The following is a 15,415-nucleotide window of genomic DNA, read 5'->3' on the forward strand; positions in this document are numbered from 1 at the left end:
CGCGGATTCGTCCAGTTTGGAATTGTTCTGAGCCTTAGCGCAGTGCACCAATGGGCGCAAGACACGCTCTTTTTAGGCCCTTTGCCGCCCCCGAAACGGTGGAAATCCCGGAATCGCCCCGCGCTGGTATGGAGCAGATCGGCCAAGCCAGCAAGGGCGGCCCCTCAGCCTCCCCACCGCCGATCATACGCTCCGCGGGAGCATTCTCCCGCAGGCGGCCACACGTCTTGGACGATTATGCTTTCTTGCTGCGGCGCAGCCAGACCCCGAGAACGACAAGCACGGGCGCCCCCACCGTCACCCAGGCGACATACTGGCCGACCGTGCCCCAGAGCAGCGCGGCCAGCAGGCCGGTGATGGTCGCAGCCGCCAGCAGGATAGGTGCAGCAAAGACACGTATCCGCAGGTGCGAAGGGCCGGACGAGCCATGCATCACGACGGGACCGGGGCTCGTTTCGCGAATGCGTCAGTGCGGGCGGGTGCACGCTTGCGCCGCCGGGCCAGCCATAGATAGAGGCCGCTGCCGATCACAACGATCGTGAGCATGTCGAGCGCAGCCCAGATCACTTTCAGCGGCATCCCGCCATAGTCGCCGAAATGCAACGGCTGCGAGATGAAGAGCGCCTGGAGATACAGCGGCAGTGCCCGACTGTCGGCGACCTCCCCGGTTTCGCCGTCGAGCAGAACCGGCTTCAACAGCCGCGCCGTCAACGCCGTGTCGCCGCGCATGAAAGCTGCGAAATGGTGCGAGGACGTGAACGGCGTGCCCGGAAACGCGATGAAGGCGATCTCCATGCCCGGAGCCGCCTGTCTGGCGCGCGCCACGACGTCATCGAGCGAGGCAAGATGCAATGGCGGCGGCTTGCCGGCATAGGGCGCGACCATGCTGGCAAGCTCGGTCGCCTTCCACTGGTTCAGCATCAGCTCGGCCCAGGTGTTGACGACGCCGGTCAGCCCGACCACCAGCGCCCAGGCCACCGTCACGACGCCAATCAGATTGTGCCAGTCCAGCCAGCGCACGCGGCGCGAGGCATGATCGCGGATGGTCGCAAAGCGCAGGCGGCGGGTGAACGGCCAGTAGAGCACCACGCCGGAGACGATCGCGACGGCGAACAGCAGGCCCATCCCGCCAAGAAACAGCTTTCCGGCCTGGCCTGCGAACATGTCGGTGTGCAGCTTGAGCACGATCAGCATCGGCCCGACACCGACCGGCCCGAGCAGCTTGGCCGAGACCGCATCGAAGGCGCGCAAGGTGGCGTTGTCGGGCGCACCATCGGGAGCGTTGTTGGTGAAGGCAATCACGATCCCGGGCTCGTCCTTGTCCCATGAAACGTATTGCAGGACGCGACCGGGATCGGCGGCGAGCGCGGCGTCAGCGACGACTTGGGGCGTCGCGCGCGCCGCGCTCGCATGAGCTTCGGGCTGGGGGGCGTAGCCCAGGAGCTCATCGATCTCGTGATGGAAGATCAGCGGCAGGCCGGTCAGACAGAGCAAAAGCAGGAACAATGTCGAGATCAGGCTGGTCCAGGTGTGGACCACGGACCAGAGCCTGACCGTGCGCGCCTTCACAAAACCCTCCCCTCGCCTGCGCCTACCATTTGTAGGACACGCTGGCGGTGACGCGCCGGCGATCGCCGTAGAAGCAGGACGAGGCCGAGGCGCAGCTCGCGACATAGATCTTGTCGGTCAGATTGATCACGTTGATGGCCGTGCGCCAGTTCTGCCATTCGTAGTGGACCGCGAGATCGCCGAGCACCACCGCGGGAACTTCCAGCGTGTTGGCCGTGTCGGCCCAGGACGAGCCGACATAACGCACGCCGCCGCCGAACCCGAATCCTTCGAGCGGCCCGTCCTTGAAAGTGTAGTCGGCCCAGCCCGAGATCAGCATCTCCGGCGTGTTGGTCGGCGTCTTGCCGATCAGGGTTGGATCGAGATCCTTGCTGGTGAAGAGGTGGTAAGCGGTGAACGAGCCGATCAGCTTCAGCTCCTTCGTGGCGTTGGCCACCGCCTCAAGCTCGATACCGCGCGAAGTGACCTCACTGGTCTGGTTTTGCAGCGTGACGATGGCGCCCGGCGCAGCGGACGGCACGTTCTGGCGTTTCAGATCGAACACCGCGGCGGTGAAGTAGCCGTCAAATCCCTTGGGCGCGACCTTCACGCCGATTTCGGCCTGCTGGCCCGTCTCCGGCAGGAACAGCTGGTTCGTCGCGTTGAGGCCGATGATCGGATTGTAGCTCGTCGCGTACGACACATACGGCGCGATCCCGTTGTCGAAATTGTAGATAAGTCCGGCGCGCCCGCTGAACTTGCTGTCGTCGCGCTGGCCGACGGTGGCGCCGGTGTCACGGGCGGCCTGCGTCGTCTCCACCCAGTCATTACGGCCGCTCAGCACCAAAGTGAAGTTGCCGAGCTTCATCTGGTCCTGGAGATAAGTGCCGGCCTGCTTCTGCGTGATCTGGAAGTTTCGGAACGGAGCGGTCGGTAGCGGAACCTCGGCTGCCCCATAGGCGGGATTGAGCACGTTGATCGAGGACACGCCGAACCCGAAGGCCTCATAGTCGTCGATCTGGTAGCCCTTCAGGTCGACCCCGAACAACATCGTGTGCTTTACCGGACCGGTGTTGAAACGGTACTCTAACTGGTTGTCGAGATCGGCCTGGTTGGCAGTGTTCTTCGCGTACCAATTGTAGCGATTGAGAGTGGCCGTCGCCGCATTGCCCCAATCGCTGCCGACGTAACCGCGATAAGTCACGTCGACATGCGCAAACCGCGCGTTCTGCCGGAACGTCAGATCGTCGGTGAGATTGCGCTCGAACTGATAGCCGAGCATCTCCTGCTCGCGCGTGAACTTGTCGACGCTGGGATCGCCGGCGAAGAAGCTGGTCGGAATCTTGCCGAACGGCGCGCTGGTCACCGTGCCCTGATAGGGCAGGAAGTTGATGCCGCGGGTATCCTGCTTCGAGGCCGATGCCAGCACGGTGAAGGTCGTGTCGGCATCCGGCTTCCAGGTGAACGACGGCGCGATGAAGTAGTTGTTGTCCGGCGTGAAGTTGACCTGTGTGTTGCCGTTCTGAACCTGGCCGACGACCCGGTAGAACAGCTTGCCGTCCTGGGGCTGCGTCGCGACGGGACCACCGGCATCGAAGCCGACATAGGCATTGCCGAAATTGTTGACGCCGGTCTCGATGTAGCGGACCGGCTCGGTCGGCGGCATCTTGCTGATGACGTTGACGATGCCGCTCGGGCTCGATCCGCCATAGAGCACGGCCGACGGGCCGCGCAGCACCTCGACCCGCTCCATGTTCGGCGGCTGGAGCTTCCAGCTCGCATAGGACGTGTAGAACAGCTGCATGCCGTCGAGGAACAGCCCGATGTCATCGGACTTGAAGCCGCGGATCAGCCACCAGTCGTTGCGCGTATCAGCGCCGAAGGTGCCGGCGCGCACGCCGGCGGTGTAGCGCAGGACCTCGTCGAGCTTGTTCGGCTTCTGGTCGCGGATCTGCTCCGCACCGATCACCGAGACCGCCTGCGGCGTCTCCATGATCGGCGTGTTGGTCTTGGTGCCGGACGAACTGCGGTTGGCGACGTAGCCGTGGACGGGGCCGCGCGCAGTCTCGACGAAGCCGACATTACGTTGCGGCTGCGGTTTCCGGTTGTTGGCCACGGCCGTTGAACGCTGCGCGCGGCGCGGAGCAGTCGTCGCCGCGCGGCGGCGCTGTTCCGGCGCGGTGACGGTCACCGACGGCAGGCTCTGCGCGCCGCTTTGCGCCGACGATTGCGCGAGCGACGCCTGCGGCATCAAAACCCAAGCGGACGCGGTCGCCAACACGGCCGACCGCAGCATACGAAGACTGTTCAACGCGCCACCCCAACACTGCATGTTTGATGCGTCATGCCGCCAGTCCCGTGACGGCATGCGTTTGCGGTGACGCTTATGTGAGGGCGCGCGATTTCCCTAATTGAAAGCTTCTTAGAGACGCTCTTAGAAGCGATCCAACATGTCCAGAGATTGCTGAGAGATCAGCGCGGCGCTTTCTCGGCCTCGAGCATCTCTTCCGCTGTCGCAGTGAGACGCTCGATCTGTGCGAGCAAGGTGTCGAACTCGTCCTTGCTCAGATGTTCCAGCAGCCGTCGATTGCGCTCCTGCGCACCGGCGACGATCGCATCATGCGCGGCGAGTCCTGCCGGCGTCAGCGACACCAGCACTTCGCGGCTGTCTTTGGGGTTGGCCGATTTCACGATCAGCTTGCGCGAGACGAGCTCAGCGAGCGCGCGGCTGATCTGTCCCTTGTCCTGGCCGACCGCTTCGGCGAGTCGCGCCACGCTCATCGGCGGACGCCGGCCGAGCGAGGCGACGAGGCCGAATTCGACCGAGGACAATCCGGCGAGCCGCTTGTAGCGCAGGATGGCGCCGCGCTTGAGCAGATTGGCAAGCACCATCAGCCGCGACGACAGCATCACGGTGATCGGTGCGGGCGCCCCGCTGTCGTCGGCCTCGGGCGATGCGCGCCCGTCCCTGCTCTGTGTCTCGCTCATGTCTCACCTGTGCCAAGAAAGCCGTGGTGTGCCAAGCCCGCGCACTGCAGCATCCAAATGCAATTAAGAGGCATTTTGAAAATCGTTGACAATGTCATCGATCTACCCTTCACTGGGTCAACAGATGAAGATGACTCGGGTCACCCAAGACCTGCGGCGGGAGGATCAGCATGAACATCACCCAGCGGGATCGCGATCTCGGCACCGCCTATGCGATGAAGCCGGCGCATACGCGCACCGAACTCACCTCGGTCGTGCGCGGCACGCCGATGGGCGAACTGCTCCGCCGCTACTGGCATCCGGTCGGGCTCACGCGTGATGCCACCGACACGCCGAAGAAGGTGCGCACACTCGGTGAGGACCTGATCCTGTTCCGCGACAAGCATGGCCGGGTCGGCCTGTTGCACGCCCGTTGCTGCCATCGCGGCACCACGCTCTATTACGGCAAGGTCGAGGAAGACGGCATCCGCTGCTGCTATCACGGCTGGAAGTTCGACACCGAGGGCCACTGCCTGGACCAGCCTTGCGAACCCGATGGCGGTCAATTCAAGGACAAGGTGCGTCAGCCCTGGTATCCGGTCGAGGAGCGCTACGGGCTGATCTTCGCCTATATGGGCCCGGCCGAGAAACGTCCGGTGCTGCCGGCTTACGAATGCCTGGAAAACATGGACGACGGCGAGTTCGTCGAGGCCGACGATTCCTCGATCGGCGGCGGCGGGCCGGCGATCATCCCCTGCAACTGGCTCCAGCATTTCGAGAACGTGGTCGATCCCTATCACGTGCCTGTCCTGCACGGTTCGTTCTCAGGGCCGCAATTCACCAACATGATGGCCTCGATGCCGGAGGTGACGTTCGACAAGACGCCGCGCGGGATCGCCGTGCGCTCGATCCGCAAGCAGGACGACGGCAAGGTGTTTTACCGCGTCACTGAAGCGGCGCTGCCCACCTTGCGCGTGGTGCCGAACCCGCGCGTCGCGCAGTTTGCCCGTGTCGAGTCGATCGGCTGGACGCTGCCGATCGACGACACGTCTTTCCGCATCTACGTCGCCGGCCGCATCAAGACGTCCGGCGACATCGGCCGCATGCGCTCGAAGTTCAACGGCAAGTTCTGGTGGGACATGACGGAGGCCGAGCACCAGCAATTCCCCGGCGATTACGAGGCCCAGGTCGGCCAGGGCGCGACGACCATCCATTCCGAGGAGCATTTTGGCCAGAGCGACCGCGGTATCCTGATGATCCGGCGCATGCTCAGCGATCAGCTCGATGCGATGGAAGCGGGCCGCGACCCGATCGGCGTATCATTTGACGCAGGCGCACAGCCGGTCGAGTTCGAAGCGGGGAACTACATCCGCGAAGGCTGACAGCCCGCAAGGGCTGGACCAACGACAACAACAAAGACACATTGGGGGAAGCGATGGTCGATGTGACGTCACAGGTGCCGGTGCAAACGGCCGCCGCGGCAACGCCGTCGGCGCGGCGCTACTACGTGCTGGGCCTGCTCACCATCATCTACGCGCTGAACTTCCTCGACCGCACGATCTTCAATGTCCTGATCGAGCCGATCAAGAAAGAGTTCCAGCTCAGCGACACCATGATGGGCCTGCTCGCCGGCTTCGGCTTCGCGCTGTTCTACTCCCTGCTCGGCATTCCCATCGCGCGCGTGGCCGACCGGCTCAACCGCCGCAACATCGTGGCGATGGCGTTCGCGTTCTGGAGCGCGATGACGGCGCTGTGCGGCATGGCGTCGAGCGTGACCGCGCTGGCGTTCGCCAGAATCGGGGTCGGCATCGGCGAATCCGCCGGCTCCCCCGCCTCGCAGTCGATCGTCGCCGATCTCTTTGCCAAGAACGAGCGCCCGCGCGCGCTCGGCATCTACGCCGTCGGCACCTATCTCGGCGTTTTCCTCGGCTATTTCGTCGGCGGCTATGTCAACCAGCACTATGGCTGGCGGATGGCGTTCTATGTCGCGGGCCTGCCCGGCATCCTGCTCGCGGCTGTCCTGTGGCTGACGGTCTCCGAGCCGAAGCGCGGCGCGATGCAGGAGAGTTTCGTGCCCGAGCCGCTCGGCCCGACGCTGCGCTTCCTGGCCTCGCAGCAAAGCTTTGTCATCGTGCTGGTCGGTTTCTGCCTCACCACCTACACCAATTATGCGACCGCAGCCTGGATCCCGCCGTTCCTCGCCCGCGTGCATCATCTGTCGAGCGCCGAGATCGGCACCTATGCCGGCACCTTCAAGGGACTCGCCGGCATGGCCGGTACCCTGCTCGGCGGCTTCGTGGTGGCCAATATCAGCCGCCGCGACGATCGCTGGAAGCTGTGGGCGCCGGCGATCACCTCAGGCCTCGCCGGCCCGGTGTTTGCGCTGTGCATGCTGACGCAGGATTTCGCGATGATGGTGGCGATGCTGGCGCTGACCTCGTTCCTGGTCGGCTTCCACCTCGGGCCGATCTTCGCGATCGCACAGACTGTGGCAAAGCCGAGCATGCGGGCGCTGGCCTCGGCGCTGATTGCGCTGACCGCGACCTGCTTCGGCCAGGGCGTCGGCCCGCTCGCCGTGGGCGTGGTCAACGACGCCCTGAAGGGCAGTTTTGGAGCCGACGCCGTGCGCTATTCCCTGCTCTCGGCGGCGGTCACGACCTCGCTCGGCGCCCTCCTGTTCGTCTGGGCCGCCCGGTCGATCCGGGCCGATATCGGCCGGGCCGCCGCCTGAGGCCGCCAGCCTGGCGAAACCAACCGGGCGCATTAATGAAACCATTTTGCGGAACCCGCGAAACCATCCGGAAACAGATGGTCTCTAGAAAAAGAGCCAACAGACGGGGGCAAAGCCCGTCGGGAGGCTCAGATGAACCATTCAATTCACTCTGCTGATCGCGGTACCCACATGAAGATCGTAGTGGTGGCACTGGTGGCCGGTATCGCAGTGGCCGCCTTCGGGATCGCAGCCCGCACCAACGCCGATTACAGCCAGACCGCCCAGTCCACCCACGTGCTCAAGGCCGGCAAGCCGGTGGTGATCACGAGCTCGGGGACCTCGGAAATCCGCTAATCGCGGAAAAGGTCCGGTTTGAGACGAAACGGCCGCTCCAGGGCGGCCTTTTGCTTTCCAGCAGAGGCTTAAGGCCGCGAGCCAAGCCTTTGAATTAACAGGCTTGGAATCAAATCAGTGGGCCTGCGAGGCGCAATAGTCGCGCCAGAATTGGCGGTAGGCCGCCTCGACGTGGCGAGTATAGATCTCGCCGTTGCCCGCGGCGGACGCCGCGATCCGTGCCGGCAGGTCCTCGCGCAGCGCAGCCAGCTCGGCGGGAGCCTCTGCAAACCGCTTTGCGATCGCGATGTATCCTTCGTCATCCTCCGCGACCCACTCGTCGAGCCCAATGGCCTTGAGAATACCACCGGCTGCCCGGCCCGAGGTCGAATGGCCGAGCTTGGCGACCACCGGGACGCCCATGTGAAGGGATTCCCAGGTGCCGGCGCCACCGTTCTGCGGGAACGGGTCGAGCGAGATGTCGATGTTCGCGTACTCGGACATATGCTCGTCGCGTGAACTCGGCCCCAGACACACCACGCTCTCGTCGGCGACGTCTTGTTCCACGAAACGGGCGACCAGACGGTCGCGCAAACCGGTATCGGCAAGCGCTCCGTGCTTGACGACGATTTTCGATCCCGGCACCGCACGCAGCAGCCTCGACCACACCGCCAGCACCTCATCGGAAATCTTGTCGATCCTGTTGAAGGTGCCGAAGGTGACATAGCCGTTGCGCAACATTGGCAGGTCGGACCGGTGCAGGCCCGACGACGGCGCCGTCATCGTCAGAATGCACGGCAAGTCGTGGATCTTTTCAGCGAAGACATCGCGCACCGCGTGCGGGATCGTAACCGGGTCCGCCAGGAGATAGTCCATGGTCTTCAGGCCCGTGCCGGTCGGCGCACCCCAGGCCGACACCTGGATCGGCGCAGGCTTGCGCGCAAAGACCCCCAGGCGATTGCCGGACGAATGCCCCGAGAGGTCGACGAGGATATCGACCTTGTCGGCCTCGATGCGATCCGCCAATTGCTCGTCGGACAGCGGCACCGCATCCACCCAACGATCCGCAAATGCGCGAAACTCGTCGGTGATCTCATCCTGCAACGGCGAGTTGGAATAACAGACAATCTCGAAATCGGCGCGATCGCGGTGGCGCAACACCGGCATGAAGATGAATCCCGCTGAATGCCGCCGGAAGTCGCCGGAGACATAACCCACCACCAGCCGCCTGTCCGGATCGAGCAGCCGCGGCGCGAGGCTCCGCCGCGGTTGCACCGCCCCGATCGCATCCCACCAGCCTTTGCGCGCCGCCTGGAGCATTGCAAAGTCCGCGCCCGGCAGGAAATCCAGGGCAAAGATCTTGTTGCCGATCGCGTCCTCATAAGCCGGATAGATCTCCAGCGCTCGGTCGTAATGCGCGATGGCCGCCGCAATGTCGCCGTGGCTCGCGAAGCACACCCCCATCAGGTTGATTGCGATCATGGACTCTGAATTCAGCTCGAGCAGCTTCTTGCAGGCCACCATCGCCTCGGTCGCATTGTGCATGATGAGGCTGACAGCCGCCTTGGTTCGCAATGCCAGTTCAAGCGTTGGCGCCAACGCAAGCGCCGCATCAACATCCGCATTCGCCTGACCAAGGCGTTGAAGCCGCAGATGAAGCCGTCCGCGATGTGCCAAGACCTTCTCATTGCCCGGCCTGAGCGCAAGGGCCGCGTTGAACGCGATTTCGGCTGCCGCATAGTTCCGGAGTTCGAGCAACGCAATGCCGCGGCCGGCCATCGCCTCCTGATGCGTCCGCTGGAATGACAAGGCGCGTTCGAAGCTTTGGAGGGCCTGCTCCGCCAGCTCGAGCGCCAGTTCGGCCATCCCGCGATTGCAGTAGGCGTCGGCGTAATCGGGCTTCAGCTTGATGGCCCGGTCATGGAGCTCGATCGCCTCCCGCGGCAGCCCGAGATGCATCTGGGTATTGCCGAGGTTGGTGAGCGCCATCGGAAAATTCGGATTGAGCGCCACACCCTTCTCCTGAATGGTCCGCGCGTCCTCATAGCGCTTGAGCTCGAACAAGACGGTGCCGAGGTCGCAATAGGCGTTGGCCGAGCGCGGGCTGGCGGCCACGGCGGCGCGAAGCACCGGCTCGGCCTCCTCCGGTCTTTTGACGTCGCTGAGAAACACTCCGAACAGATGCAGCGTCTCGAAATGATCGGGAAGGACCTGGAGGATCTGCCGGCAGATCGCCTCAACCTCGGCATGCCGGCCATTGCTGTAGGCCTGGTAGGCCGCCGCCAGCGCGGCGTCCGCGTCCTTCTTGAATTTCTTCTGGAGCCTTGCGTTCTGGAAGGCGCGCGAACCGACGGTCAAGCCAATTGTCCCCGGAAATTGCCTGTGGAGCTTGTAACACTATTGATTGATTCGGAGCCCCGAGGCAGCCGTCCTGGCCGTGGCAATACGGTCCTGCCCTGCTCCGCCCGGCGTTTGATCCCCGTGAATGCAACGTCCTTGACTTCACCATGTCCCCCCTTTAAGTCCCCCCTCGTTCCGCGCGCGTTCAGCGAGCCACGCGGGAGTAGCTCAGTTGGTTAGAGCGCCGGCCTGTCACGCCGGAGGTCGCGGGTTCGAGCCCCGTCTCTCGCGCCATTTTTTGGCAACACCTTCAAAACCTTAGCAGAAAACTCTCAGGCTGATTGACCGCGTCGTGCCAGACGTCGGTCGTTCTGCTCGTCCGGGACCGGCGGGAACGCCCGGAATCGCCTGAAAGATCACGCGAAAATCCCCCCGTCTCACAGCTGACGTAGTCAGTCCCATCCCGAATCGTCTAGGCCTGCGGGAACTTGGCAGTTTGGGAGCCCTGCGAGCTTCCGCGAGACAACCGAGGAAGGCCAGACAGCATGGCGAAGAAGGCACCCAGTCCAGTCACCGTCACGCTCAAACACCTTGCGGCCGACATCGCGGAAAGCCAGGACCTCTCGAAGAAGCGCGCCGAGGCCGTCCTCACCGAGATGGTCGAACTGATCACGAGGCACCTCAAGAAGGGTGACCGTGTCCGCATCGTCGGTCTCGGTATCCTCCAGGTCCGCAAGCGCGCCGCCCGCACCGGCCGCAACCCCGCTACCGGCGAGCCCATCCACATCAAGGCCAGCAAGAAGGTCGCGTTCCGTCCGGTCAAGGAACTGAAAGAGGCGATCTGACGCTACCTTTCGTTAAGCCTGATCCGCCTTCGTCCGGCCGCAACGCGGCCCGCTTTTCTGGTATACCGGTTGCTTCCCAAGACCTGCTTCCAAAAGACCCGGCGGTTTGACCAGAAATGTCCTCCCTCACCTTCACGCATACCGTGACCGAGCGCTTCCTGCGCTACGTCACCATCGACACCCAGTCCGATCCGGAATCCCCGGCCTCGCCATCCACCGAGAAGCAGAAGGATCTCGGCCGCGTGCTCGTCACCGAGCTGAAGGCCATCGGCATCGCCGACGCCCATCTCGACGATTACGGCTACGTCTATGGAACGATCCCGGCCAACACACCTAAGAAGGTGCCGGTGATCTGCTTCTGCTCGCACATGGACACCTCACCCGACGTCACCGGCAAGAACGTCAAGCCGCAGGTGGTGAAGAACTATCGCGGTGGTGACATCACGCTGCCGGGCGACACCAACCAGGTGATCCGCTTCACTGAACATCCCGCGCTGAAGAACCAGATCGGCAACGACATCATCACCACCGACGGCACCACGCTGCTGGGCGCCGACAACAAGGCCGGTGTCGCCGAGATCATGGATGCCGCGCATTTCATCATCAACAATCCGGATGTGAAGCACGGCACCATCAAGATCCTGTTCACGCCCGACGAGGAAATCGGCCGCGGCGTCGACAATGTCGACATCAAGAAGCTGGGCGCCGATTTCGGCTACACCATGGACGGCGAGAGCGCAGGCTCCGTCGAGGACGAGACCTTCTCGGCCGACGGCGCCACCATCACCATCACCGGCGTCAGCGCCCATCCCGGCTACGCCAAGGGCAAGATGGAGCACGCGATCAAGATCGCGGCCGCGATCGTCGAGCGGCTGCCAAAGGAAGGCTGCTCGCCGGAGACGACGTCAGGCAAGCAGGGCTTTCTGCATCCGGTCGGCATCGAGGGCGCGCTGGAGCAGGCGACGCTCGCCTTCATCGTGCGCGATTTCACCGAGGAGGGATTGAAGGAGAAGGAGATCCTGCTCGAGGGCATCGTCAAGGACGTGATGAAGGACTACCCGCGCTCCACCTACAAGTTCGAGGTGCGAGAGCAGTATCGCAACATGAAGCAGGTGATCGACCGCCACCCGCACATCCTCGAATACGCCATCGAGGCGATCCGCCGCGCTGGCTTGCGCCCGATGCGCACCGCCATCCGCGGCGGCACCGACGGCTCGCGCCTCTCGTTCATGGGCCTGCCCTGCCCCAACATCTTTGCCGGCGAGCATGCGTTTCATTCGCGTCTGGAATGGGTCAGCCGGCAGGACATGGAAAAGGCGGTGCAGACGATCGTGCACCTTGCGATGATCTGGGAGGAGAAGGCTTAGGGCTGCCCGGCAGGTTCTCCCGAGCCGACGACGAATGAAGGCAGGTGCCGTGGCGACTTGGAGTTCATCGCGAATGCAGTTGGAATCGACGCTGACCTGTCCGGAATGCGGCCATCGAGCGCACGAGGCCATGCCGACGGATGCCTGCCAATTTTTTTATGACTGCAAGGGCTGCGGCAAGCGACTGAAACCGAACGCCGGCGATTGCTGCGTATTCTGCTCTTTCGGATCGGTGCCCTGTCCACCGATCCAGGCCGGCGATTGCTGCTCGTAGATTGCGGCGAATAAGGCCAATGCGTACTCCAAAGCCACCGAACTGAAGCGCGCCGACTATTCTAGTCTGAGGAAGGTACTGAACTGAAAGTTCTGGACCGACTCCCACGGCGTCTTGTGCTGGTGTCGGCGGGTGTCCTTCAGTATGAACGCGGAACCGAGCAACACGCCGATCGTGTCGGCACTATGTCGCGTCACCGGCAAGCCGCTGCACTTCTCAGGTCCGTCGAGCGCGAACGTGCCAATGATCGCGTATCCACCGACCTTCAGTCCATGCCGAAGCCGTTCGATGTAAGCGGCTTGCTCCTCGGACGTGTTGAGAAAGTGGAAAGCTGCCCGGTCGTGCCATACATCGTACGTCGTCGCCGGACGCCACGCGGTGACGTCTGCGACAATCCATTTCACCCAATCGGCATCGCGACCAAGTCGCTCACGCGCCGCCGCGAGTGCCGCGGTCGACAGATCGAGCACCGTGACATCCCGGTGTCCCATGGCCAGCAGCGCGTCGACCAGCCGCGATGCGCCTCCTCCAATATCTACGATCGCGGACGACTTGGTGGCACCCGTGAGAGCAATGAGGTCGAGCGAGGGCGCCGGGTTTTCCTGAAACCAGCTGACCTGGCGCTCGCTCTTGGTCTCATATACGTTTTCCCAATGAGTCCGTCGGTCGGAATTGGTCATGGCTCTCTCCCGATGCCCCCCGATCCTAGAAAACGAGCCGGGCGCAAAATAATCGCTTCTGTCCATGGAACGATCCAGCACAAGGCACGTTGGCGATCCAAGTCCCAAGGATAGAGATTGTGAGCACAAAGGCCTCAGCCGGTCAGCCCCGGGCTGGGGCCTTTTCGCGTCTCGCTGGCCAAATTGTGATGGCGGCCCGGTTTACGGGTTCCGTCCCGGCATGCGACAAGGACACATGCTCCTGAAACGGTTCGCCAATGCTGTGGCGATGCTGCTGGTCGCGTCCGGGCTCCTGCTCGCGCCGCTGGCAACGCCTGTGCTTGCCGCGCCCGTCTCCGGCATGACGGATGCGGCCATGCCGACGATGTCCACCGACATGCCCTGCTGTCCAGATCAGAGCAAGGATTGCCAGTCCTGCCCTGTCCTTGCGCTGTGCCTGCTCAGCATCTCTCTGCCAGCCCCTTCCGGCATCGCATCGTTGATCGCCCGTAATCCGTTGCAGCGTGCGCCCGCCGTAAACGATGACCTCCTGATCGACGGACTGGGCGCTAATCCGCCGGACCATCCCCCTCGAACCCTCGTCTGATCGGCGCATCCGCGCCGGACTGGAGACGCGCGGCTGAAGGCAGCGCGCGCCGTCTCGTGCCGTCCCCATCAGACACTATCGAGGAACTACATCATGACGACGTTGAACGTCGCGTGCCGTCACTGCCGTGGAACACACCTCCGCCTGGAGGTCGACAAGGCATGACGCAATCCCAGGAAACCGAGTTCAAGGCCTTGGTGTTGCGCAGCCATTATGGCGACCCGGCCGCCTACCGCACGCTTCTCTCCAGGCTAGCTCCGCGCCTGCGCGCCTACCATAAGCGCAAACTGACGATGGCCGGGCGCGGCGTCGAGGAAGCGGAAGATCTGGTGCAGGAAACCCTGCTGGCCATTCACCTCAAGCGTCACACCTACGATCCCGATGCGCTGTTCACACCCTGGCTTCACGCCATCGCGCGCTACAAGCTCATCGACCACCTTCGCCGTGGTAGGGCATCGGTACGCGAGGTGCCAATCGACGAATATCACGACCTGATGGCCGCCGATGATCACGTTGCCCGCGAATGCACGCGCGATATGGCCACATTGCTCGACCGGCTTCCAACACAGATGCGGCTCGCGATCGAGTCCGTGAAGCTCGAGGGCAAAACCGTGTCCGAGACCGCCACACGTTATGGCATGTCGGAATCGAACGTGAAGATCAGCATCCATCGTGGCCTGAAGGCGCTGGCTGCTCTCATTGCAAGGCGGGATTGATTTCCCTCGCATGGACAACCTATTAACCGCCGCGATCGGGACCATCGCGGTGGTTTCGCGCCTCGCTTCACCTTGGCGTGAGGATGTAACCCGATGACGAAAAGCTCCGAACTCGTTTTCAGAGGCCGCACGGAGCGCGCTTCGACGAACAAGGAGCCAACAATGTCTACGCGGTTCACCAAGCCCGTTCTTGCGTTTTCCGTCCTCGCATCGCTGATGGCGTCGGCAACTGCCAATGCAGGCACGACGATTTCCGATCAACGATACTGGCCGAATGAGGTCGGCTCCGGGTCGTATCATGCCCGCACCACCCAACATCCAGCGCACGATGCTTTCGCCGCAGCTGGAACGGCCATCTCGCCCGCGATGTCCGCACCGCGCGACATTGACGCTTCGGCCACACGCTATGTGGGCGGCCCCAAATCCTCGATCGCACCGTCACGAGGCTTTTAGCGCGGCGCGCCGTCCGCTAGATGCGCGTGCGGGACAGAACGCCTAGCGCGCTGGTGATTTGATTGTCGTTAACGATCTCTCCCCCAGAGAAAGCCGGTGATGTCCCGTCCATGGCCAAATCGTGATAGTGAGCCAATTTGCGGGTTCCGCGGTAACGTGCGACAATAATCGATGCTTCTGAAACGGTTCGCCAACGCTGTGGTAGTGCTGCTGGTCGCGTCCGGGCTCCTGCTCGCGCCGCTGGCAACCCCTGTGCTTGCCGGACCTGCTTCGGGCGCCTCGCACGATATGCCGGGGATGTCCGATGACCTGCAAGCCCTGTCGGATGGCACTCAGACCATGGCTGACGACATGCCCTGCTGCCCGGACCAAACCGGGATCAAGGATTGCGGGTCGTGCCCGTTCGTGGCGCTGTGTCTGCTGAGCATCTCTCTCCCCGCCCCGTCCGGCGCCATGGCATTGATCGAGCGCCACGCCCGGCACAATTCGCTCGCGCTGAGCGATGATCTCCTGATCGACGGGCTCGGCGCCAAGCCTCCCGACCATCCCCCTCGAACCCTGGCCTGACCGGCGCTCACGCGCCTGATGAATGT

General features: G+C 63.4%; 16 protein-coding genes and 1 tRNA gene. 11 read left to right on the forward strand and 6 right to left on the reverse strand.

The genetic code is table 11. The features are described 5' to 3' along the window. Nucleotides 1–235: 235 nt before the first annotated feature. The 4 genes from UB31_RS34965 to UB31_RS34980 form a co-directional block, all read right to left on the reverse strand. Complete coding sequence (locus UB31_RS34965; RefSeq protein WP_156175691.1) at nucleotides 236–436, reverse strand: hypothetical protein; 201 nt, start codon at nucleotides 434–436, stop codon at nucleotides 236–238. Continuing rightward, nucleotides 433–1,569 carry a PepSY-associated TM helix domain-containing protein gene (locus UB31_RS34970; RefSeq protein ID WP_045014118.1) on the reverse strand — a complete coding sequence of 379 codons (1,137 nt, stop codon included), beginning with the start codon at nucleotides 1,567–1,569 and terminating at the stop codon, nucleotides 433–435. Before UB31_RS34970 ends, UB31_RS34965 begins: the two co-directional genes overlap by 4 nt. Nucleotides 1,570–1,591: 22 nt before the next feature. Beyond that, entirely contained in the window at nucleotides 1,592–3,844 is a 2,253-nt protein-coding gene (locus UB31_RS34975; protein ID WP_045014119.1) for a TonB-dependent siderophore receptor, read from the reverse strand. A gap of 176 nt (nucleotides 3,845–4,020) precedes the next feature. Beyond that, nucleotides 4,021–4,536 (reverse strand): MarR family winged helix-turn-helix transcriptional regulator, encoded by a 516-nt coding sequence (locus UB31_RS34980; RefSeq protein WP_045003115.1) that lies wholly within the window; start codon nucleotides 4,534–4,536, stop codon nucleotides 4,021–4,023. 170 nt (nucleotides 4,537–4,706) lie between these two features. On the opposite strand from UB31_RS34980, the gene UB31_RS34985 reads away from it, so the two are divergent. From UB31_RS34985 to UB31_RS34995, 3 genes are all read left to right on the forward strand, one after another. Further along, the gene (locus UB31_RS34985) at nucleotides 4,707–5,897 is read left to right on the forward strand and encodes an aromatic ring-hydroxylating dioxygenase subunit alpha (protein ID WP_045014120.1); all 1,191 of its coding nucleotides are present in this window, start codon (nucleotides 4,707–4,709) and stop codon (nucleotides 5,895–5,897) included. 53 nt (nucleotides 5,898–5,950) lie between these two features. After that, on the forward strand, nucleotides 5,951–7,246 hold the full coding sequence (locus tag UB31_RS34990) for a spinster family MFS transporter (protein ID WP_045014121.1): 1,296 nt from the start codon (nucleotides 5,951–5,953) through the stop codon (nucleotides 7,244–7,246). Between the two features lie 132 nt (nucleotides 7,247–7,378). Further along, nucleotides 7,379–7,582 (forward strand): hypothetical protein, encoded by a 204-nt coding sequence (locus tag UB31_RS34995; RefSeq protein WP_045003118.1) that lies wholly within the window; start codon nucleotides 7,379–7,381, stop codon nucleotides 7,580–7,582. A 114-nt stretch (nucleotides 7,583–7,696) separates the two neighbouring features. On the opposite strand, the gene UB31_RS35000 is transcribed toward UB31_RS34995, so the two are convergent. Beyond that, nucleotides 7,697–9,919 carry a tetratricopeptide repeat protein gene (locus UB31_RS35000; RefSeq protein ID WP_349643880.1) on the reverse strand — a complete coding sequence of 741 codons (2,223 nt, stop codon included), beginning with the start codon at nucleotides 9,917–9,919 and terminating at the stop codon, nucleotides 7,697–7,699. 199 nt (nucleotides 9,920–10,118) lie between these two features. Between UB31_RS35000 and UB31_RS35005 the strand changes: the two genes are divergently transcribed. From UB31_RS35005 to UB31_RS42735, 4 genes are all read left to right on the forward strand, one after another. Further along, nucleotides 10,119–10,195: transfer RNA gene (locus UB31_RS35005), tRNA-Asp, on the forward strand. A gap of 251 nt (nucleotides 10,196–10,446) precedes the next feature. Next, nucleotides 10,447–10,746, forward strand: coding sequence for an HU family DNA-binding protein (locus UB31_RS35010; protein ID WP_045014123.1), 300 nt, complete (start codon nucleotides 10,447–10,449; stop codon nucleotides 10,744–10,746). Nucleotides 10,747–10,862: 116 nt separating this feature from the next. Beyond that, nucleotides 10,863–12,113 (forward strand): peptidase T, encoded by a 1,251-nt coding sequence (gene pepT, locus UB31_RS35015; protein WP_045003121.1) that lies wholly within the window; start codon nucleotides 10,863–10,865, stop codon nucleotides 12,111–12,113. A gap of 73 nt (nucleotides 12,114–12,186) precedes the next feature. After that, on the forward strand, nucleotides 12,187–12,387 hold the full coding sequence (locus UB31_RS42735; RefSeq protein WP_045014124.1) for a GDCCVxC domain-containing (seleno)protein: 201 nt from the start codon (nucleotides 12,187–12,189) through the stop codon (nucleotides 12,385–12,387). A 56-nt stretch (nucleotides 12,388–12,443) separates the two neighbouring features. Here the strand turns inward: UB31_RS42735 and UB31_RS35025 are convergent, their stop codons facing one another. Then, nucleotides 12,444–13,067: a class I SAM-dependent methyltransferase gene (locus UB31_RS35025; protein WP_045014201.1), complete on the reverse strand. Its 624-nt coding sequence runs from the start codon at nucleotides 13,065–13,067 to the stop codon at nucleotides 12,444–12,446. A 235-nt stretch (nucleotides 13,068–13,302) separates the two neighbouring features. On the opposite strand from UB31_RS35025, the gene UB31_RS35030 reads away from it, so the two are divergent. The 4 genes from UB31_RS35030 (at nucleotide 13,303) to UB31_RS35045 (ending at nucleotide 15,389) form a co-directional block, all read left to right on the forward strand. After that, nucleotides 13,303–13,653 carry a hypothetical protein gene (locus UB31_RS35030; RefSeq protein ID WP_045014125.1) on the forward strand — a complete coding sequence of 117 codons (351 nt, stop codon included), beginning with the start codon at nucleotides 13,303–13,305 and terminating at the stop codon, nucleotides 13,651–13,653. A gap of 161 nt (nucleotides 13,654–13,814) precedes the next feature. Beyond that, a complete protein-coding gene (locus UB31_RS35035; RefSeq protein WP_045014126.1) occupies nucleotides 13,815–14,369 on the forward strand; it encodes a sigma-70 family RNA polymerase sigma factor in 555 nt (184 codons plus the stop codon). Nucleotides 14,370–14,531: 162 nt separating this feature from the next. Then, nucleotides 14,532–14,822, forward strand: coding sequence for a hypothetical protein (locus UB31_RS35040; RefSeq protein WP_045003216.1), 291 nt, complete (start codon nucleotides 14,532–14,534; stop codon nucleotides 14,820–14,822). A gap of 171 nt (nucleotides 14,823–14,993) precedes the next feature. Next, entirely contained in the window at nucleotides 14,994–15,389 is a 396-nt protein-coding gene (locus UB31_RS35045) for a hypothetical protein (RefSeq protein WP_045014127.1), read from the forward strand. Nucleotides 15,390–15,415 lie beyond the last annotated feature (26 nt).

Origin of the sequence: Bradyrhizobium sp. LTSP849 (assembly GCF_000938255.1) — a bacterium.
Lineage (GTDB): Bacteria > Pseudomonadota > Alphaproteobacteria > Rhizobiales > Xanthobacteraceae > Bradyrhizobium.